The following is a 20395-nucleotide window of genomic DNA, read 5'->3' as shown; positions in this document are numbered from 1 at the left end:
GTTATTCGGTTGCGGGTTGTAGTTTCAATGCTCCGTTTTCCACTTGCACGCGGACTTTTCCTCCTGCCTTCAATGTACCGAACAGAATTTCGCGCATCAGCAAGGGTTTCAAGTGGGCGGCTATCACGCGGTCCATCTCCCGGGCGCCGTATTCGGGAATAAAACCCCGTTGGAGCAGCCATTCGTGTGCTTCCTGGCTCAATACCATTTCCACCTGGCGGGAAGACAGCTTGCTGCCTAGTTCTCCGAGTTTCTTGTCGAGGATAAGTGATGCCATCGGGCGGTCCATGTCATGGAAGACCACCGTGGCAGAGAGGCGGTTGATGAATTCGGGCTTAAAGGTTTTCTTGACTTGTTTCAGCATGGCTTCTCCGGCGGTGACCTGACTGTTGAAGCCGATGGACGCTTGGCGGGCATATTGTGCTCCGGCATTGGAGGTCATGATGAGGACCACGTGTCGGCAGTCGGCTTTCCGTCCTTTGTTGTCGGTCAGTACGGCATAGTCCATTACTTGCAGCAGGATGTTGAATACGTCGGGATGCGCTTTTTCTATTTCATCGAGCAATAGTACGCAGTTTGGAGTCTTGCGTATGGCGTCGGTCAGCAGGCCGCCGTCCTCGTAACCCACGTAGCCGGCAGGCGAGCCAATCAGTTTGGCTACGGTATGCTTTTCGGTATATTCGCTCATGTCAAAACGTTGCAGGGCAATACCCAGCTCGGCGGCGAGCACTTTGGCAACTTCGGTCTTTCCTACTCCGGTGGGGCCTACAAAGAGCAGGCTTGCCAGCGGTTTGTTTTCGTCCAGCAGTCCGGCTTTGGACATTTGCACAGCTTCCACCACCTGACGGACGGCTTCTTCCTGCCCGTAGATGCGGGAGCTGATGCGTTCGTGCAGGCTTTCCAAGGCGACGGTGTCCTCCTCTTTCATGGCGAGGGCATTGACTTTGCAGGTACGTGCCAGTATGTCGGTTATCAGTGCCTTGTCCACGGTCTGTTCTCCGGAGTCTGCGGGGTGTATTTCCCGGTAAGCTCCTGCTTCGTCCACCAGGTCGATGGCTTTGTCGGGCAGGAAACGGTCGCTGATGTAGCGGGCGCTTGCCTTTACGGCGTAGGGGATGACGTCGGGCTCGTAGGTGACGCCGTGGTAGGTTTCGTATTTCTCTTTCAGGCCTTCTACGATATGTATGGCTTCTTCAATGTTCGGTTCCAGTATGTCTATCTGCTGGAAGCGGCGTACCAGTCCCTTGCTGCGTGCGAAGTAGCGGTTGTACTCGTCGTAGGTGGTAGAGCCGATGAAACGTATTGCCCCGGTTTCCAGATAGGGTTTCAGCATGTTGGAGGCATCCATAGAGCCTTCGCCCGTGCGTCCGGCGCCTATCAGGTTGTGTATCTCGTCGATGTAGACGATGGCATTTCCCTCACGACCGATGCCTTCCATGATACTTTTCAGCCGCTTCTCGAAATCGCCGCGATATTGTGTGCCTGCCAGTAGACTGCCCAAGTCCAGCTCATAGATGCGGAAGCCGGCAAGCCGTTCGGGGACGTTGCCCGCTTCGATACGGGCGGCAAGCCCATAGGCAAGGGCTGTTTTGCCTACACCGGGTTCGCCCACATGCAACGGGTTGTTCTTTTCTTTGCGGCAGAGCACTTGTATGGTTCGCTCCAACTCCATCTCCCTGCCGATAAGCGGGTTGTGGTCTGCCAGATGGTCGTTGAGGCAGGTCACGTAGTTACGCCACGGTTCTGTTTTCTCTTGTTCATCGGGAGATGGCATACCGCCTGCTTCTTCTGCCAGCTCCGCTTCTTCGTAGTGGGTAATGAGCAGACTGAGGAATTCGGGCAGGTCGCCGCCGACTGCTTCCTTTAGGAAATGGCATGCCCAGGAATCTTCCAGTTGCAGCAAGCCTTGTATCAGATGAGGAACATCCAGCTCTTCGGCGCTGGAATACTCTGTCACCGTATAGGCATGTTGCAGGAGTGAGCTGAGCTGGACGGAAAGTCCCAACTCGTATTCCACATTGTCGGGGACAGTGTCCACTTCTTCCGTCAGATAGTTTTCCAGCGAGATGCTGAGCTCCACATAATTGTAGAAGGTATCTTGCAGGGTGTGGATAAAGGGTTCCTGCTCTATAATGGCGCTCAGCAGATGTTCGGGCATGATGAACTCGTGCCGGTAAGACTCGGCCTTTCTTTGTGCGGAAGCGAATGCTTGGTTTACGAATATCGTATTTTTTATATCCATATTGTTTCTTTCTTCTTATTCTTCTTCCTCCGGGGTGACGGTGAGCCGGAGGGGGAAACCTTCATTGCGTGCCATGCGGGTGGCTTTCTGTACTTTGGAGTGGGCGATGTCGTATGAGTAGATGCCCACTACCGCGGAGTTGCTCTTGTGCACCTGCAGCATCAGTGTTTCCGCTTCTACCGATGATTTGTAAAAGACGGTGGTGAGTACTTTTACCACAAACTCCATGGTGGTGAAGTCATCATTGTAGATGGTGACTTTAAAGCGTCGGGGTTCCCGTAATTCTATGCGTTCTTTTTCTTTGAAAGAAGATTGCTGTTGTTCCATTTCTTTTTAAAAACTACTGTTAAGACATTGTTCTACCGTTGTGTGGGCAACGAAAACTCCTGCCAGTCATATTCGTCTCCGTACTCGTCGGCTATGGCTATGCGTATGGTGACGTTACCCGTCTTTATCCGTTCTCCGGCACTGATGTTGGCGGTGTATTTCACACCGTTGCGCGGAGTTATTTGCTCTATCATGACCGACGGCGATATGTAAATACGCTTCATGCCCGTGGTTTCCGCCACCACCGGCACTACGTTGTAGGCTGTTTTGTTTCCTTCGTTCATGATTTCAAAAATCACTTTACAGTTTTCGCCCGAATTGATGACGTGGTTGCGGCTGTCGTCAATGAAACGTATATTCCGTATCCTCAAGTGGTCGATGGCCGATGCTTGCGGCTGTCTTCCGGATTGCGGGGGATAGGGCTGTGTCCTTTCTATCCGGTAGCTGTACTCCTCCTGCTTTTTGGGGGCTGTGGCTGCATTGGCAATGGCAGCTCCCGCAATGGTTCCTATGATGGTGCCGATGGCAGAACCCCGGTATCCTCCCCGCCAGCCTCCGTTACTGTCACCTATCAGCCCGCCGATGGCACCGCCTACATTACTTCCGATGGCAGCTCCTGCGAGCACTGCGTTAGGGTCGCCTGCAGCCATCTGGCTTGTGCCGCATCCGCTGAGGATGATGGTTGCTGCCAGGATTCCTATAAAAGACTTTTTCATGTTCATATCCTATAATTATTATGTTGGGCAGATTGTTTTATAAAAGGGCTATTCCCAGTAAATCATCTTTTTGGTCATGCCTCCGTCAATGGTGATGTTTTCGCCATTGATGAAGTCGTTTTCGTCTTGACATAGGAATACGCACATACGGGCAATATCTTCCGGTTTACCAACCCGTCCGGAGGGATGTTGCGAATGGTCTTCTGCCCGTAATTGTTCATAATCGTGTGTCTGAATCCAGCCCGGAGAGATGGAGTTGACCGTGATGTGCCACTCTGCAAGCGATAAAGCCAACGCATGCGTCAACGAATAGATGCCTCCTTTGGAAGCTGCATATCCTTCACTGCCCGGTTCACTCATCAGATAGCGCGTAGAACAGAGATTAATGATTCTTCCGTAGGTATTCGTGTTGTTTTGACTTTTGCGGTGTACTGCCAACGCATGTGAAGTAATGAACACCGGACGTAAATTCACAGACAATATTTTATCGAAAGTCTCCACACTCGTTTCTGTGATGGGAGAGAATTCACTGATGCCGGCATTGTTTATAATGATGTCAATATCCCCCCATTCCTTGAAAATATTTTGCAGGCACAGTTCCAATGCTTCTTTGCTGTTTAGGTCGACGGGATAGAATTGTGCTCCGGTGGCTTGGGCGGTTTGCTGCCCTTTCAGTTCATTCTTGTCACAAAAGGCTACTTGGTAATTAAGCTTGCAGAAAGCTTCTACAATGGCTTTGCCAATACCCCCTGCACCTCCGGTAACGAACACTTTCTTTCCACCTTTTTTGAGGGGAAGTGTCGGCTTATGTAGCGTTTGTGCCTTACCGGATTTTTTCGCTTTCTCCCAAGCTGCTTTGCGTGCCCGGTATTGCTCGTACTGATTTTCAAGATAATTATCGGCCATATATGTTTCCGGTTTTATTGTTTAACTGCCTTTTCTCCGAATAAGTTCACTATATTGATACAAGCCTTCATCTCTCTTCCTCCTTTTTTCCTTGAATTCTCTTTACTTGTTCCTCTATTTCCTCAATCGAAGGCAGTTGACTTTTAATATCTTCGGGAATCAGCTTAGACAGCTCATACTCTGATATGCCGATAGGCTGATTTGTTGATTCCAGTGCATATTGCGCCATTACTTGGTTTTTTGTCTTGCAGATAAGCAAGCCGATGGTGGGGGTATCGCCAGGTTTACATTTTAGATGGTTTACGGCACTGATATAAGTACCGAGTTGACCTATAAATTCAGGTTTGAACTTCTGCACTTTTAGCTCGATTACGCAATAACAACGCAGTTCCAAGTGGTAAAAAAGCAAGTCGGGATAGATTGTTTCATCGCCTACTTCCAAAGGCATTTGACGCCCTACGAATGCAAATCCTTTACCCAATTCAAGCAGAAAACGAGTGATATTTTGTGTCAAAACCTTTTCTAACTCTAATTCTTGAAAATCTTTGGTAATGGTCAGGAAATCGAAGTTATAGGGGTCTTTGAGTGTCTGTAGAGCTAGGTCACTTTGCGGTTTTGGTAGCAGACGACTGAAATTGTTTACCGCTTTGCCTTGCCGCTCATAGAGATTGGTATCAAGAAAGTTGAGCAAAACGGCACGACTCCAGCCGTTTTCTACAGTTTCATTCAGATAGAATAGAGCCTTATCCACTTCCTTGCATTGGGAGATGATATAGAGATGATGCCCCCAAGGGATGGAGAAAAATTTCTCTTCACCTAATTTGGAAACAACTTGTTGCCAAATTGTATATGGCTCATTATAAAATAGATACCACTGCTTTATACTGCGTATGTTTCTATATGAGAACCCTTTCATATCAGGAAATTCTGCCATCAGCTCACGACTCAACTCTTCGAGAAATCCGCTTCCCCAAGTCATTTCTTTCTGCCGTTCTATAATTTCTGCCCCCAGTTGCCAGTAAAGGTGAAGCAGTTCGCTGTTCACGCGTACAGCCGCTTTAATCTGTGCACTACGAATGTCTTGTTTTAGGTGGTTTACCCAATCCTTGAACGGTTGATTTATAGATAGTGCTGTTTTCATATTTTTATTTTCTTCATCGTCATATTCGATGTTTCTATTTCACAAAGTTAAGAAAAAGAATTTATTTCAACTGTAATCCTTTCCGTCTTTTCTACCTCTCCACTTTTACCACACAATATACCATCTCCCCCTCTCTTTCCTTTACCTCATCCCGTGTTGCTGCAATATCCTTCCGAACACGTTCACCCGTTTTGCAGAGAATAGGTATCGCACTATGTCGCTGTATTTCCTCCTATATTTTCGCAGGCGATAATTATTCCCCTTGTAGGGCTTCAAAAGGGAATCCGTCTGTTTCCCTAAGGAGAACGGTTTGTTTCAATATGGAGAACAGTTTGTTTCATTAGTAGGAAACAGTTTGTTCCGTTAAAGAAAACAGTTTGTTTTATTGAGTGCGAACAGTTTGTTTCATAGTATGTGAACACTTTGTTTCTTACTGTTGTAACAAAGTGTTCACCGTTGTGAACTAAAGTGTTATCTATATTTTCAGTGATAAAATGACATGAAAAGGGGGCTGAAGATTACCTTTCTACCATTTGTATTCCTCGCTGTAAGAGTCGAAAGCCGGTTCTCCCGGAATGTTGTATTGGTGGAAAGTTCTGCGGATATAGTTCTGGTCTTCGGGGGAAAGGTAAGATTCTTCCCGGTAGAAGCGGTAGTATTTTCCGCGGCCGAAATGGGCTATCAACTGGCTTTTCAGAGGTTGGAGATTCTTGTAGGGAACTTCATCGAGCAAGTGGCTGATTCCCCATGCGACATGTATCTTTTGTGTCGATTGGAAATAGGCGCATTGGCTGCTATCCTCTGGAATACACAGTGGATTGATGATGCGGATGGACGGGTACTCGGGGGTATCGCGAAGGGCGGCTAAGCGATGCAGGCAGTTGTCGGCTTTCGGGCATTGGTTGTTGAAACAGCGTGAGTAGTTGGCAGGTGCTAAAGGTTTCTCGGAAGAATGTTTCATGTTTATATATACTTTGATGAAGCGACAAAGATAGCACTAACTTTTTGATATAGCCTTCTGTTCTCTTGTTTGAAATGCCCCCTCATTGAAAAAACAGCAGCCGGAACCACTGAATTCAGTAATTCCGGCTGTACCGTTCTTTCTTATAAGTATGGATGGACTATTTCACCTGGATGATGTCATAATTCAAGTCACTCACAGCTTCCTGCAGGCTGTCGTTGACAAGGCGCAGGGTTGTGTCGTTCACTACTACGAAGTACACCGGAGTGTCCCCGTCGTTCGGGGTCAGCTTGATGGCTGTTTTCTTCTTGTTGTCGACGTCTTTCTGGATAACTTCTTTCTTTCCTTTGGAAGTAAAGCTCTTGTTCTTTCCGGGGCCTTCGGCATCCAGATAAGTTGTTACCAGCGTGTAGCCGCTTTCTCCGTCGGGACCTACACTGTCTACGCTCAATACATACTGGATGCCCGGACCGTCGGCGGCGGGAAGGATTCCTTCGTATACGGCTACGGCAGACGAGTCATTGCCGGTAACAGCCATTACACTTTCGTCCATGGCGACGGCGTCATTGTTCTGAGTTCCTTTTGATTGGCAGGATACCAATGCAGCGGCAAGGGCTGCAATCATCATTACTTTTTTCATTGCTTTAATGGTTTAAGTTAATTATAAAGACGCAATAGCGTTTGTTATTCATCTTCTTCTTTCTTGATGACGAGCAGCTTGTCCACCCGTCCGCGGTCCATATCCACCACTTCGAAGTCCAGGTTTTTGTAGCTGAACAAGTCTCCGGCTTTCGGCACCCGTCCTATCAAGAACATGGCAAGACCGCTCAAGGTGGTGAAGTCTTCTTCTTTCAGGTCATCATAGTTCATAATGCCCATCGCCTCCATAAAGTCATCCAGATTCATGGAAGCTTCCACCAGCATGGAACCGTCTTGACGAACAACGATTTCCTCTTCTTCCGTTTCATTCTCTTCGAGGATGTCTCCGAAGATGCTTTCCGTCAAATCGTGCAGGGTGATGATACCTTCTGTATTTCCATACTCGTCTACAACAACTCCGAACTTGTTTTTGTTCTTCTTAAACAGCTCTAAAACTTTCTTTGCATACAAACTTTCCGGAATAAACAAAGCAGGGCGTGCAATACTACGTAAGTTGAAGGGTTGTTCGCCGCCCATCATCAAGATGATGTCCTTTACGGAAACCACACCGATAATCTCGTCCTTTCCCCGCTCCACCAGGAGATATTTGCTGAAGTGTTCTTCGTGGATGATACGCAGCACCTCTTCCGGTGTGTCTGTGGGATGGAGCACGACGATGTCGCGGCGATAGGTCATCAGGTCATTCGCTCTTTTGTCCGAGAAGCGGAACACGTCACGCAACATTTCCGTTTCGTCTTTGTCGATGACGCCTTGTTCCGAGCTTTGGTGCAGAATCATCTTCAGTTCGTCTTGTGTCATTTGGCGTTCTTCGCCGCTGTTCAGTCCGATGAGTTTGTTCATCAGTTTGGTGGAAGCGCTCAGCAGGCATACAAACGGATAGGAAATCTTGGTCAGCACAATCATGAAGGGGCTGAGCATGGTGGCCCATCGTTCCGGGTTGTTCAAGGCGATGGACTTGGGCACCAGTTCGCCTATGATGAGCGACAGATAGGTGATGATGGCTACTACGGTAATCATGGCGAGAGTCTTGGCATAGGCGGCTACTCCCGGAATGAGGGCGAACAGCGGTTCTACGTCATCAGCGATGGTGGCACCACCATAGGCACCGGATACGATACCGATAAGAGTAATACCGATTTGGATGGTGGAGAGGAATTTTTCGGGTTCTTCCAGTTGTTTCAATACTCCTTTGGCTCTTTTGTTCCCTTTTCCGACAAGAGTTTCAAGGCGTGCTTTACTTGAGGAGACTAAAGCGATTTCATACATGGCAAAAATGCCGTTCAGAATAAGTAAAAGTAGAATGATAATAAACTCCATAGTGGATTTTGAATAGTTTGTGAGGCAAAGATAATGATTTTTCAGTATTTATTGTTAATATTGCCATCCGTTAGAAAAAATAAACAATAAATAGATGAAAAAAAGAATTATTGCCTTGGGGCTTTTATGGTGTCTGTCTGCCGTAATGTTGCAGGCGGCACGTGTAGACACGGTGTTGGTAAGAAGTGCAGCCATGAATAAGGATGTAAAAGTTGTGTATGTATTGCCTGATAAGGCTATCGGCAAGCAGGCTTGTCCGGTGGTTTATCTGTTGCACGGTTATGGCGGCAATGCGCGGAGCTGGGTGCAACTGAAGCCGGAATTGCCGCAGATGGCGGATGAGAAAGGAATCATATTTGTATGTCCGGACGGCAAGAACAGTTGGTATTGGGACAGTCCGGAGAATCCTGCCTACCGTTATGAGACTTTTGTCACCTCGGAATTGGTGAAGTATACAGACGGGAACTATGCTACCATTCCCGATAGCAAGGCGCGTGCCATCAGTGGATTGAGTATGGGCGGCCACGGTGCTTTGTGGAGTGCTATCCGTCATAAGGATGTGTTCGGTGCGGCGGGCAGTATGAGTGGAGGAGTGGATATACGGCCGTTCCCCCAGAATTGGGAAATGAACAAGCAGTTGGGAGAGTTTGCTGCCAACAAGGCATCTTGGGATGCGCATACGGTGGTCAACCAGTTGGATAAGATTGTAAATGGAGACTTGGCGCTAATCATCGACTGCGGTGAGGCCGATTTCTTTCTTGAAGTGAACAAGGACTTGCACAACCGGCTGCTGGCAAGGAAGATAGACCATGACTTCATCACCCGTCCCGGTGGACATACCGGAACGTATTGGAACAACTCCATAGACTATCACGTCCTTTTCTTCGACAAGTTCTTTAAGAAGTAAGTAGTTTATTATTCGATGGTATAGTTCACGGTGCGTGTGTAGTCCTGCTCGTAGCCGTTCCTTATATGCCTGACGACTGCATGGCAGGAAGTGACGATACCCCGGTTATCTAACGTATAAGTATAGGTGGTGGTCTCTTCACTTTCTCCGTTGCTGTCCGGGATGAGTTGGGTAATCAGATAGTTTGCAGGTTCTCCCAATATCTTCCCGTATATGGCAACCGCATGCATGGAAAGCGGATACATGTCCGTAATGAATAGGCTTGGTATTTCGGAGATATTTGCAATTTCATTGCCTGATGGTGTGGTAGCCGTACTGTTGTGCTCAAAAGTGTCAACCTTTTGCTGTATGCGCAATGCCCGGAAGTTGCTGTAGTCTATTGTAATGAATGAGTATTCTTTTCCGTCGTCCAGCTTTTCTGTGATGTTTTCCAGATAGTATTTGTCTTCGGTGTTGATGAGGTAGGAGAAGGTGTAAGTACGGGTATTTCCTGCCATATCCTGACTGGTACAAGTGGTGGCATAACCTTTGTCATTCAGCGTGTAGGTTGATACTGTACCTGCTTCGTCGGTTATCACGGCTTGATGGTCCTTGTATTCGACAGTAGTGGTATTCTCTATCTCGAAGAGTTCGTCTCCTGCTGTAAAGCTCTGTTTGCCGGTGTAGCTGGTCAGCCTGCCTGCACTGTTGTAAAGGTAGGTGTGGGTGGCAGTAACCGGTTGCGCATCGCTCTCTATCACTTCTTTGAGTTCGATTTTGGAGAAAGGAGTGGTGGGGTAGGTTGACGGCTCCGGTTCTGGCGTATCATTGCCATTGTTATCATCGCTGCAAGCTGCCAGTCCGCCGAGCAACAGCAGGCTGAACATGATTCCCGAAAATCGGGTGATGATTGTAACTCTTCTGTTTAGTTTCATCCTATTGGTCTTTTTATTTGATGCGTACGGCATGGCTTGCCCGACGTTCAATGGAGTTTGCGAGAGTGGTCACTCTTAAAGAACGGGTATCTTCTTGTGCGGGCGGTTGTATGCTTCCGTCGATGGCGCCGAGTGCAGTGCTCAATAAGGCTTCGTTGGTATCTCCAAAGGGCAGGAAACGTGACATGTCGCTCATCTCATTCACTACATATCCCGAGTAGGCTGGTTGGAATCCGGATTCATAATCAGATTTCCCTTCCGAATTGTATATCTTGCAGACGATGGGATTCATCGTTATCATCAGTTCGGGGCTGGAGAAATTCCTGGAACCTACATTCTTGCCTACGGTAGTACCGCCGATGATGACAACATCCATATACGGGTCGAGGCAGTTAATCACCATTTCGGAGGCAGAGGCAGTCTGGCTGCTGGTAAGTACGTAGAGAGTATTCAGGTTTAGGTTTGCTCCGTTTCCGATGAGTCCGGAGTTCAGGGTGAACGGTACTATCTGCGGATTGAAGCGGTTGTTGAAGTCCAGGTATCCCAATTCTTGCCCCAAGGCGGAGGAAGGTGCGAGCATGGTACACAGCAATTCTGCGCAACTCAGTAATCCACCGTTGTTGTAGCGCAAGTCAAGGATGAATTCGTTGACTTGCTGTGATGCGAAATATTGGAATGCGCTGCGCAGGTCGTTGTCATATTCATTACTGTTGTCCGTGGGGCCGGAACTGAAGTGGTTGTAGACCAGATAACCTATTTTCTTGCTGCCTGATGTATATACATTCTTATAGTGCACCGGGTTGTCGTTGACGGGACGCGCCGATGCTATCTGTCTGGGTTTGTCGTAAGCAACGATGGCATTTTTCTCCACGTCGTAATAACCTACTGTAAGTTCCATGGCACTACTTCCATACAGTTTCTTATAATTCTGTTCAGTAATAAAGTTCCCGTCCATCTTCATAATCCAGTCACCCCGTTTCAGCCCGATTTCCGAGGCCGGGCTTCCGTCGGCAACGTAAAGAATCTGTGCAACAATGGCATTCTCTTCTCCTTCTACTTCTATCTGGTTGGTAGTGAACTGGAATCCGTAGCTGTAATCCGTATAGGGGATGCTGCGGGTAGTGGTGACGCTGACCAGACTGTCGATGGTGGAGAATTTGTCTTCTTCGGATTTGAGCGAGGCAAAGAAAGTGAAAGGGGCTTGAAAATAGTTCAGGTCGTTGGTATGGGGGATAGCGTCTACCCAATAGTACCACACACGCATGGTATCGTCAATCCAGCGGTCTGTCTGGGTCTGTCCGGCATACTCTTTCCAGCGGTCCACCCCGCAGGAAGTCAGATAAATGGGAAGAATCAGGGTTCCCAATATGAGTATCAGTATATTTCTTGCTTTCATGGGGGCAAAGATAGTGCAAATTGAGTGCAGAACTTTCATGCTTGCATGAAAAAGTTTTGCCGAAATGCAGTCTATCTTATCTAAAGATAGAAAATTGCTTGCTTATCTACCACAATTGTGGTATAAAATTCCCTAATCTGTGTCATTGTCTGCCCCGGCTTATCGCTCTATCTTTGCAACATCCGAATGAGAAACGGTTTATTCACCTAAAATACAAACGACAATGGAAACAAAGAAATTGCACTTTGAGACTCTACAACTTCACGTTGGACAAGAACAACCCGACCCGGCAACTGATGCCCGCGCCGTACCTATCTATCAGACAACTTCGTATGTATTCCGTAATTCGGCCCATGCGGCAGCCCGCTTTGGCTTGCAGGACCCGGGGAATATTTACGGGCGGTTGACGAATTCCACCCAGGATGTGTTCGAGAAACGTGTGGCGGCTCTGGAAGGCGGTGTTGCCGGATTGGCCGTAGCCTCGGGTGCGGCAGCCATCACTTATGCCTTTGAGAATATCACCCGTGCAGGCGACCATATCGTGGCAGCTAAGACCATCTACGGTGGAACGTATAATCTGCTGGCCCACACATTGCCTGCCTACGGGGTTACCACTACTTTTGTGGACCCGGGCAATCTGGACAATTTCGAGAAAGCGATTCAGGAGAATACCAAGGCAGTATTCATTGAAACGCTGGGAAATCCGAATTGCAACATCATTGACATTGATGCCGTTGCTGAAATAGCACACCGTCACCGGATTCCTCTGATTATAGATAACACCTTCGGTACTCCTTACTTGATTCGTCCCATAGAGCATGGGGCAGATATTGTAGTCCATTCGGCAACGAAGTTCATCGGAGGGCATGGTACGTCCTTGGGTGGTGTTATTGTAGATAGCGGCAAGTTCGACTGGGTGGCCTCGGGGAAGTTTCCCCAACTGACGGAACCGGACCCGAGTTATCATGGAGTACGTTTCGTCGACGCTGCCGGTCCTGCTGCCTATGCCATCCGTATCCGTGCCGTATTGTTGCGTGATACCGGTGCCACAATCAGTCCTTTCAATGCTTTCATTCTGTTGCAAGGATTGGAGACGTTGTCGCTTCGCGTGGAACGTCATGTGGAGAATGCCTTGAAAGTGGTTGAATTCTTGAAGAAGCATCCCAAAGTGGTTGCCGTGAACCACCCGTCCCTGCCCGAACATCCTGACCACGCGCTTTACGGGAAATACTTTCCGAATGGAGGCGGTTCTATCTTTACGTTTGAGGTGCGGGGCGGTGTGAAGGAAGCGCAGACGTTTATTGACAGTTTACAGATATTCTCGTTGCTTGCCAATGTGGCTGATGTGAAATCCCTGGTTATCCATCCTGCCACCACTACCCATTCCCAATTGAGTGCACGGGAATTGGAAGAACAAGGCATCAAACCGGGCACGGTCCGCCTCTCCATCGGGACAGAACATATCGATGATTTGCTGGACGACTTGTCCCAGGCATTTGACAGAATTTAAAAGAATAACAGTATACGATAGAATGAATATTGCTGTATTATTGTCGGGAGGTGTAGACAGCTCCGTGGTGGTACATCTCCTTTGCGAACAAGGTTACCGTCCTTCTCTATTTTATATCAAAATAGGGAGGGACGATGCCGATTATATGGACTGCTCTGCGGAAGAGGATATGGAGATGGCTTCTGCCATTGCCCGGCGTTATGGATTATCGTTGGAAGTAGTGGACCTGCACCGGGAGTATTGGGACCAGGTGGCGGCTTATGCCATTGATAAAATAAGACGTGGCTTGACTCCCAATCCGGATGTGATGTGCAACAAGCTGATAAAGTTCGGGTGCTTTGAGCAACGTGTGGGGAAGGATTTCGATATCACGGCAACCGGGCACTACGCCACTACGGTGTTGAGGGATGGAAAGACATGGCTCGGTACCGCTGCCGATTCCGTGAAAGACCAGACCGACTTTCTGGCACAGATAGATTATCTGCAAGTTTCCAAACTGATGTTTCCATTGGGCAGACTGATGAAGAATGAGGTTCGTGACATAGCCCTGCGTGCCGGATTGCCCAGCGCCAGACGTCGTGACAGTCAGGGCATCTGCTTTCTGGGAAAGATTGATTATAATGATTTTGTGCGCCGTTTCCTTGGCGAAAGGGAAGGGGATATTGTGGAGTTGGAAACGGGTAGAAAGTTGGGCAAGCATCGGGGCTATTGGTTTCATACCATCGGCCAGCGTAAAGGATTGGGGTTGGGTGGAGGACCGTGGTTTGTTGTCCGCAAGGATGTGGAGGAGAATGTGATTTACGTGTCCCGCGGATGTGATACGGCATTGCAATACGGCTATGAATTCCGTATGTACGATTTTCATTTCATTACGGATAATCCCTGGAAGGGAGCGCAGGAAGAGGTGGAGGTGACTTTCAAGATACGCCATACGCCGGAGTTTGTCAAAGGCAGGTTGCAAAAGGAGGCGGAGGGTTACCGCATTGTTTCGGAAGAAAAGCTGCAAGGCATTGCTCCGGGCCAGTTCGGAGTGGTGTATGATGCTGATGCCCGGCTGTGTGTCGGGAGCGGGGAGATTTATATATAATATTCCACCAAGTCTACGATGCCTGCCTTCATGGCATATTTGGTGGCTTCGTGCGCATTGTTTACACCCAGTTTCCGGAAGATATTCTTCCGGTGGCTGTTTACCGTATGGAAGCTGAGGTTTCGTTCGGCAGCTATTTCTTTGGTTGTTTTCCCCAGGGCTATCTCTTTTAGGATGCTCCGTTCGGCAGTAGTCAGTAAATCATCTTTGATGGTAGGATGAGTGGGGGAGGAGGAACCGTTGCCTGCGAGCAGCAGGTTACTGACGTGATTACAGATGAATCGCTCCTTGCGTGAGGCGCATTGTAGTGCGGTCAGTATCTCTTCTTTGGAATTATCCTTCAGCGCTACGCCGAATGCCATGCTGCTGAACAATACCTGGCGCAGGAACGGTAGGCTCAATTCGTCGGAAAAGAGTAGCCAATCGGCTTCCTTGAAGCGTTCGTGAAGTACCATTAGCTCTTCGGCTCCCGAAAAATCAAAAAGGGTATAGTCCAGAATGACAACGGCGGTGGGATGCAGGCGTAGTTGCTGTATCAGTTCTGCCTTGTTGTCGGCTTCCAGCAGCAGGGAGGTGTCTTTCTGTCTGCCCAATAGGAACATCATGCCTGCTTTGGTGATATCTTGATTGTCTGCAATGATAAATTCTCTCATGACATTGGTATATAAAAAACTCCGCTACAAATGTACACTTTTTAGTGTGATTTGTGGCGGAGTGGGAATATATATATTTATATAAGGGTTTTACCAGGAACGTCCCTTGAATATGTTGGATTGTTCCAGCGGAACCAGGTTCCCGCTCAAAGTCATGGTGTTGGAGTTGAAGTTCGGGCTGATGGTTACGGTTGCGTTGTTCCCGCCATCGGTCAGCGTAAGGAATATCTGGGCGGAAATGCCGATACCCTGGATGCTGAAGTTACAATTCACGTTGCCCCGTTTGTCGGTAGTCATTTGGATGTCCGATACGGTTCCGTCTACTGTTACACCGCCAATGCCGTTAGGACCTGGGTATACGGTGTTGAAGGCTACCTGCACGGTGCCACGTCCTTGGTTGACCAATACGAAGTTGGTGTTGGAGTTTACAAATGCGGTCTGTCCGTTGCGGAACATCACTTGGTCTGCCTCCATTACGAACTGGTGAGCTTTCAAGGCTGCCATTGCGTCATCGTACGAAATGGCATCCTGTGCTTGTTCTTCAGCTTTCAGGCGTGCACGTTCTGCGTCTCTTTGGGCTTTACGGTCTGCGCGCTTTTCAGCTCTACTCTCTTGTGCATACATGGTCGTTGTTGCCATGCTTACCAATACTACTGCTGCTAATGCAATAAACTTTTTCATAATCGAATCTTTTTTTGTTTAGGTTTAAATAAATTGTTCGTTATAAGTTTATTGCAAGAACAATGCCTATCCAGGATTGTTCACCGGTTTTTTAATTATTTTATATCCGATAGCAGCAATAAAGATACTCATTACCGGACTGATAAGGTTGAAGAAGCAATAGGGAAGGTAGGTCAGTGTGGGTACACTCAAAATGGTGGCTTGCGTCATGCCGCAGGTGTTCCATGGGATAAGCGGGGAGGTGACGGTAACGGCATCTTCCGTGGTACGGCTAAGTAGCCGGCTTTCGTAGCCTTTCTTTGCGTAAACGTTGCTGAACATGTTTCCGGTGAGGATAATGCTGATGTACTGGTCTGCCGTGGCAAGGTTCAGGAACAATCCGGAACATACGGTGGATGCTACCATGCTGGCTGTATTCTTCATGAAGCGGACGAATAGGGAAGTGATGCTTCCTAGCATGCCGCTTGCCGTCATGGCTCCACCGAAACACATGGCGCAGATGATGAGCCAGATGGTATTCATCATTCCTGCCATACCTCGTGTGGCAATCAGTTCTGTCAACATGTCACTGTCAGTTTGTAGACTGGTACTGCCATAGAATGTCATCATTATCCCTTTGAACATATTCCCACCTTCCGCTATCTCATTCAGTAGTCCCGGTTGGAAGATGAAGGCGAATATCCCTGCCAGCAGAGTGGAGAGAAAGAGTGTGATGACGGAAGGCACTCTCCGGGCAATCAGTATTCCCGTAATCACGGGAACAGCCAGTAACCAGGGAGTAATGTTGAATTTGGCGTCCAATGCTGCCGTAAATTCCGCGATCTGTTGTGTATTGTTCGTTTCGTGTGTGAGTCCCATTACTGTAAAGATGACAAGGGTGATGAGGAGAGAGGGGACGGTGGTGATCATCATATAGCGGATATGGCTGAATAACGGTGTTTCCGTTACGGATGAGGCAAGGACTGTGGTATCCGATAACGGTGAAATTTTGTCTCCGAAATAGGCTCCCGAAATGATGGCACCGGCTATCCATCCCTCTTCAAAACCTTGTGCCTTACCTATGCCCAAAAGGGCGATACCGATGGTGGCGATAGTGGTCCATGAACTTCCCGTCATTACTGATACCAATGCACAAATAATGCAGGTAGAAGCAAGGAAAAAATTCGGATGGATAATCTGCATACCATAATATATAAGGGTAGGTACCACCCCACTTATCATCCATGTGCCGCTCAAAGCACCGATAATCAATAGAATAATGATAGCTGTGGCAACACCTGAAATGTTGTTGGTGATGGCAAGTTCATAATCTTTCCAAGGGATGCGGTAGAAAGCCATGCCGATAAAGACACACATACCAGTGGTGGCAAGCAGGGAAATCTGGCTTCCTCCACTCAAGGCGTCACTTCCGAAAGTATGGATGGTGGCGAACAGCATTCCTACGAGAAAAGCGATGGGAAATAGAGAAACGAGTGGAGAGGGTATTTTCTTTGCTGAATTCATAGGGTTGTTTTTGACTATGCTTGGTTGACGAATCTATTATCAATCTGTCGTTTATAGTTTGATGCGACAAAGGTATAACAATTCTGTTCAATATCTTCCTTATCCTTTGCATGACAAATAAAAATTATCAAATCTTTGCGTTTGCTTGGAAAAATGATAGTATCCTTGTTATTTCTTGCTGTAAAGGGTGATGGACAACGATATTATTGTTAAAATAACGCCGGTGCCGACCACGCCACTCCATCCCCAAGTCTGCCAACTGCTTCCTGCAAGGAAGGTACCCAAAGAGCCGCCGATGAAGTAAGTGGTCATGAAAATCGTATTTACCCGATTGGAGGCAGACGGGTAGATGTCGAAAATACTGGTCTGGTTGCTGAGTTGGATACATTGCATGCCTATGTCTATAAGAATGACACCGGTAATGATACCTGCATAGTTGTTTCCGCAGAAAAAGAGCGAGGCCCATGCAAGCAGAATCATTCCGCAACCGATAAAGTTGAAATTGCGTATGCCTACTTTTTTTACATATTTTCCTACAAAAGATGCGGTTAAGGCTCCGGCAATGCCGCAGAGCCCTAGTATGCCGATGACATCGCTGGATGCATGGAACGGGGCTTCTCCCATTTTGAATGCAAGGCAGGACCACATGGCAAGGAATGAGCCAAAGGCCAGTCCCGCACGTATCGAGTAGATTCGTAGAGAGGGGTATTTTCTTACTAATGAGAAAAGAGACTTCATCAGCCCAGAATATTTGCCTTGGAAAGTCGGTTGTATGTCCGGTAGTACCTTTAATACAACGATAGCGCATAGTAACATCATTCCAGCGGCGATGAAGTACATTTCACGCCAGCCAAGCACTTCACCCACAAATCCGCTGACAACACGTGATGCAAGTATTCCAGTCAGTAATCCTGAGATGACGACACCTACATTCCGTCCCTTGTTTTCGGGGCGTGAGAATTGCGAGGCAATCGGTACAAATATTTGGGGTATCATGGAGCAGATGCCGGTAATGAGTGATGCTGCCCAGATGATGTAGATGTTCGGTGCCATGGCAATGGCTAGAAGGGAAAATATGAGTAGGAAGAAATTCGTCAGGATGATATTCTTGCGTCGATAGAGGTCTCCTAATGGGACGATGAACAATAATCCCAGCGCATATCCGATTTGTGTAATCATGGCAATGAGGTTCGTTTTGAATTCAGAAACTCCCAATTCATTCCGCATGATATTAAGCAGGGGTTGGTTGTAATACAAGTTGGCTACGGACACGCCAGCTACGATAGCAAGTGTCCAGAGTATATGTGCCGGTAATCCTCCGTTTTCTTTCAGTTCTTGTTTCATGCTGCAAAGATAATGTCTTTCTGTTTCATGCGCAAGATATGTGAGTATGATAAGAATATGTGTGAAGTGGTATCATCTTTTTAGCCTTTCCGTTTGTTATACTATTATTTTGTTTGAGAATAATTGATTGGAGCTATCTTGGATAAGCAGAATGTTGTATTGATATTTAAAGATATGTTGGGCATGGGAAATGAATGGTTTAGAGAGTTGCTGGGTATGAAATGCAGGTGGACGGAATGCAGGCTCTGCTAGCAAACGAGGGTTGGTAAGGTGAATTCGATGATTCAAGGAACCTGCCGTTCCCCCATTAGACCGCCTCCTGATGACATACTTGGGATTATCCTGTTATTGACTGAAAACTCGGGTATATATTAGTACGAATCATTATTACTTAAACTTATAATAGTATGAAACATTTATCGATAATAATAATAGTAGTGTCATTATTCATTTTCCTGCTGTCCATCGGCGTATATTATAAGGTTCCCTGGTCTGTTCTGCCAATAGTGGCTAGTGGAATCTGTATATTATGTTGGCTTTTGTTCCATTTGCTCTGTATCAGTGAAGAAAGAGATTTACTGAAAGAGGGAAATCAGTATTTCATTGATACCTTTCAAAACATACGTAATCCCATTTCTTTGATTAAGACACCGTTAGGGGCAGTTTACGAAGGAGACTGTCCGGAAGACATAAAGAAGGAACTGGCAGTTGCACTTCATCATATAGGCGGGCTGGAGCAGCACTTGATAGCGTTAATGGAGTTGAAACGACTATTTGGCAATTCTGGTAGCCTGGTAGTTGCAGAACATGAAATCGGCGCATTTATGAGGAAGAAAGTGTCTTTTTTACAGTCTCATGTGGATGGGTTGCAGATGAAGCTGGATTTGGTTCCGGATTTTGACTATGCAAGCGCTTGGTTTGATCCGGGAAAGATATCTCCGGTTATCGACCGGTTTGTATTGAGTGCCATCGAGTGTTCTCTGCCGGAAACGCACCTCTCGATGCAGGTTTCGTTGAAGGGAGATTACTGGGCAATCAGGATTAAGGATACAGGCAACAAGCGATTTCTGAAATGTTGCAGATGGTACTCGTCGCGGCTTCCTATTCTGCGACCTCTGCATGGCAAGCAGTATGGCATGGGCGGTGTGTTTTTTGACAAGTTGATGAATATGTGTGACGGGAAAATACTGACTTTGGAAAAGGAGGCTCTGCTTCGATTTCCCATAAGATGTTCGTGTGCGGTTTCGGGGGTGTATACATCCTTAAATATTCCGGACACTTTTCAGGTGAATGAATCGGAAATGGCTTTCCATGGTTTCTCGAAGAAAAAAAATATGGATAGACCTTTAGTGATACTTGCTGATAATGACAAGGGATTCAAGGATTATCTTGAGAAACGTTTATCGGAATGTTTTGTAGTGAGGAGCTTTGATGACGGTCAGGAAGCATTGGAGGTAATATGTGAAGAGTATCCGGATTTGGTGATTTGTGATATCATGTTGAAAGGTATGAGCGGTGAGGAACTTTCTTCTAAACTGAAGACGTCGAGGGACACCTCCTTTATTCCGGTGATATTGATGGGGGCGCACATTGATGTGAAACGGCGGGAAAAGCGTTGTTCTTCTCAGGCTGATCTCTTTGTATGTAAGCCCTTTAATCTGGAGGACCTTAAAGTGGAAATATCCATATTGATAAATAATAGCCGTTTTCTTCGGAAGACATTTCTTCAGAAAGTTTTTGGAGAAGATTTTTTAACGAAACCTATGGAGCGGGCTCAGCAGGATGCCAATCTGGCATTTTTGAATGAAGTGAAGCTTTACATTATGGAGAATATGGATAAAGAGGATTTGACAGTAGATGATATTGCCTCCAGGATGTGCATGAGCCGGACAACCTTTTATAATAAGTGGAAGTTGTTGACGGGAGAAGCACCCAAATATTTGATTTCGAGAATCAGGATGGAGAAGGCACGGGAACTTTTGGAAAGCGGAAAATTTTCTGTGACTATGGTTGCTGAAATGGTGGGTATGCGAAATATGAAAAACTTCAGAGGCAGGTATAAGGAGTATTTTGGAAAAACACCGAAGGAGTTTATGAAAAAAGTATGATATTTATCTGAAGAAAACTTTC

General features: G+C 47.1%; 18 protein-coding genes. 4 read left to right on the top strand and 14 right to left on the bottom strand.

Annotated features, from left to right (window positions below):
* Window position 1: 1 nt before the first annotated feature.
* From DW947_RS03650 to DW947_RS03610, 8 genes are all read right to left on the bottom strand, one after another.
* A complete protein-coding gene (locus tag DW947_RS03650) occupies window positions 2-2242 on the bottom strand; it encodes an AAA family ATPase (RefSeq protein WP_118940688.1) in 2241 nt (746 codons plus the stop codon).
* 15 nt (window positions 2243-2257) lie between these two features.
* A complete protein-coding gene (locus DW947_RS03645; protein WP_008663802.1) occupies window positions 2258-2569 on the bottom strand; it encodes an ATP-dependent Clp protease adaptor ClpS in 312 nt (103 codons plus the stop codon).
* Window positions 2570-2601: 32 nt separating this feature from the next.
* Complete coding sequence (locus DW947_RS03640; protein ID WP_117749306.1) at window positions 2602-3291, bottom strand: glycine zipper family protein; 690 nt, start codon at window positions 3289-3291, stop codon at window positions 2602-2604.
* A gap of 42 nt (window positions 3292-3333) precedes the next feature.
* Window positions 3334-4191, bottom strand: a complete 858-nt coding sequence (locus tag DW947_RS03635; RefSeq protein ID WP_057252729.1) for an SDR family NAD(P)-dependent oxidoreductase — start codon at window positions 4189-4191, stop codon at window positions 3334-3336.
* Between the two features lie 67 nt (window positions 4192-4258).
* The gene (locus tag DW947_RS03630; protein ID WP_057252723.1) at window positions 4259-5332 is read right to left on the bottom strand and encodes a YhcG family protein; all 1074 of its coding nucleotides are present in this window, start codon (window positions 5330-5332) and stop codon (window positions 4259-4261) included.
* 526 nt (window positions 5333-5858) lie between these two features.
* Window positions 5859-6293, bottom strand: coding sequence for a DUF6078 family protein (locus DW947_RS03620; protein ID WP_008663796.1), 435 nt, complete (start codon window positions 6291-6293; stop codon window positions 5859-5861).
* A gap of 160 nt (window positions 6294-6453) precedes the next feature.
* Window positions 6454-6933: a copper resistance protein NlpE N-terminal domain-containing protein gene (locus DW947_RS03615; protein ID WP_005826499.1), complete on the bottom strand. Its 480-nt coding sequence runs from the start codon at window positions 6931-6933 to the stop codon at window positions 6454-6456.
* A 44-nt stretch (window positions 6934-6977) separates the two neighbouring features.
* A complete protein-coding gene (locus DW947_RS03610; RefSeq protein WP_005826501.1) occupies window positions 6978-8270 on the bottom strand; it encodes a hemolysin family protein in 1293 nt (430 codons plus the stop codon).
* 94 nt (window positions 8271-8364) lie between these two features.
* On the opposite strand from DW947_RS03610, the gene DW947_RS03605 reads away from it, so the two are divergent.
* Window positions 8365-9177: an alpha/beta hydrolase gene (locus DW947_RS03605; RefSeq protein WP_057089159.1), complete on the top strand. Its 813-nt coding sequence runs from the start codon at window positions 8365-8367 to the stop codon at window positions 9175-9177.
* A gap of 8 nt (window positions 9178-9185) precedes the next feature.
* Here DW947_RS03605 and DW947_RS03600 read toward each other — a convergent pair whose 3' ends face one another.
* Entirely contained in the window at window positions 9186-10091 is a 906-nt protein-coding gene (locus DW947_RS03600) for a DUF4595 domain-containing protein (RefSeq protein ID WP_005835902.1), read from the bottom strand.
* A 13-nt stretch (window positions 10092-10104) separates the two neighbouring features.
* Window positions 10105-11526 carry a S41 family peptidase gene (locus tag DW947_RS03595; RefSeq protein ID WP_117963481.1) on the bottom strand — a complete coding sequence of 474 codons (1422 nt, stop codon included), beginning with the start codon at window positions 11524-11526 and terminating at the stop codon, window positions 10105-10107.
* 184 nt (window positions 11527-11710) lie between these two features.
* On the opposite strand from DW947_RS03595, the gene DW947_RS03590 reads away from it, so the two are divergent.
* Window positions 11711-12997: an O-acetylhomoserine aminocarboxypropyltransferase/cysteine synthase family protein gene (locus DW947_RS03590; RefSeq protein ID WP_005835904.1), complete on the top strand. Its 1287-nt coding sequence runs from the start codon at window positions 11711-11713 to the stop codon at window positions 12995-12997.
* 22 nt (window positions 12998-13019) lie between these two features.
* A complete protein-coding gene (gene mnmA, locus DW947_RS03585) occupies window positions 13020-14084 on the top strand; it encodes a tRNA 2-thiouridine(34) synthase MnmA (protein WP_005835905.1) in 1065 nt (354 codons plus the stop codon).
* Here the strand turns inward: mnmA and DW947_RS03580 are convergent.
* From DW947_RS03580 to DW947_RS03565, 4 genes are all read right to left on the bottom strand, one after another.
* Complete coding sequence (locus DW947_RS03580; RefSeq protein ID WP_005826511.1) at window positions 14075-14737, bottom strand: response regulator transcription factor; 663 nt, start codon at window positions 14735-14737, stop codon at window positions 14075-14077. The two genes, mnmA and DW947_RS03580, sit on opposite strands and share 10 nt — an antisense overlap.
* Before the next feature lie 90 nt (window positions 14738-14827).
* Window positions 14828-15418: a DUF4251 domain-containing protein gene (locus tag DW947_RS03575; protein WP_005826513.1), complete on the bottom strand. Its 591-nt coding sequence runs from the start codon at window positions 15416-15418 to the stop codon at window positions 14828-14830.
* A gap of 66 nt (window positions 15419-15484) precedes the next feature.
* The gene (gene nhaC, locus DW947_RS03570) at window positions 15485-16921 is read right to left on the bottom strand and encodes a Na+/H+ antiporter NhaC (RefSeq protein WP_016273307.1); all 1437 of its coding nucleotides are present in this window, start codon (window positions 16919-16921) and stop codon (window positions 15485-15487) included.
* Window positions 16922-17089: 168 nt separating this feature from the next.
* A complete protein-coding gene (locus DW947_RS03565; protein WP_016273308.1) occupies window positions 17090-18265 on the bottom strand; it encodes an MFS transporter in 1176 nt (391 codons plus the stop codon).
* A gap of 407 nt (window positions 18266-18672) precedes the next feature.
* Here DW947_RS03565 and DW947_RS03560 point away from each other — a divergent pair, with 407 nt between their 5' ends.
* Complete coding sequence (locus DW947_RS03560; RefSeq protein WP_057281773.1) at window positions 18673-20373, top strand: response regulator; 1701 nt, start codon at window positions 18673-18675, stop codon at window positions 20371-20373.
* The last annotated feature ends 22 nt before the right edge of the window (window positions 20374-20395 follow it).

The organism is Bacteroides sp. AM44-19 (assembly GCF_003603395.1).
GTDB classification, from domain to species: Bacteria; Bacteroidota; Bacteroidia; order Bacteroidales; family Bacteroidaceae; genus Bacteroides; species Bacteroides uniformis.
This window is presented reverse-complemented; position numbering and strand designations above follow the sequence as displayed.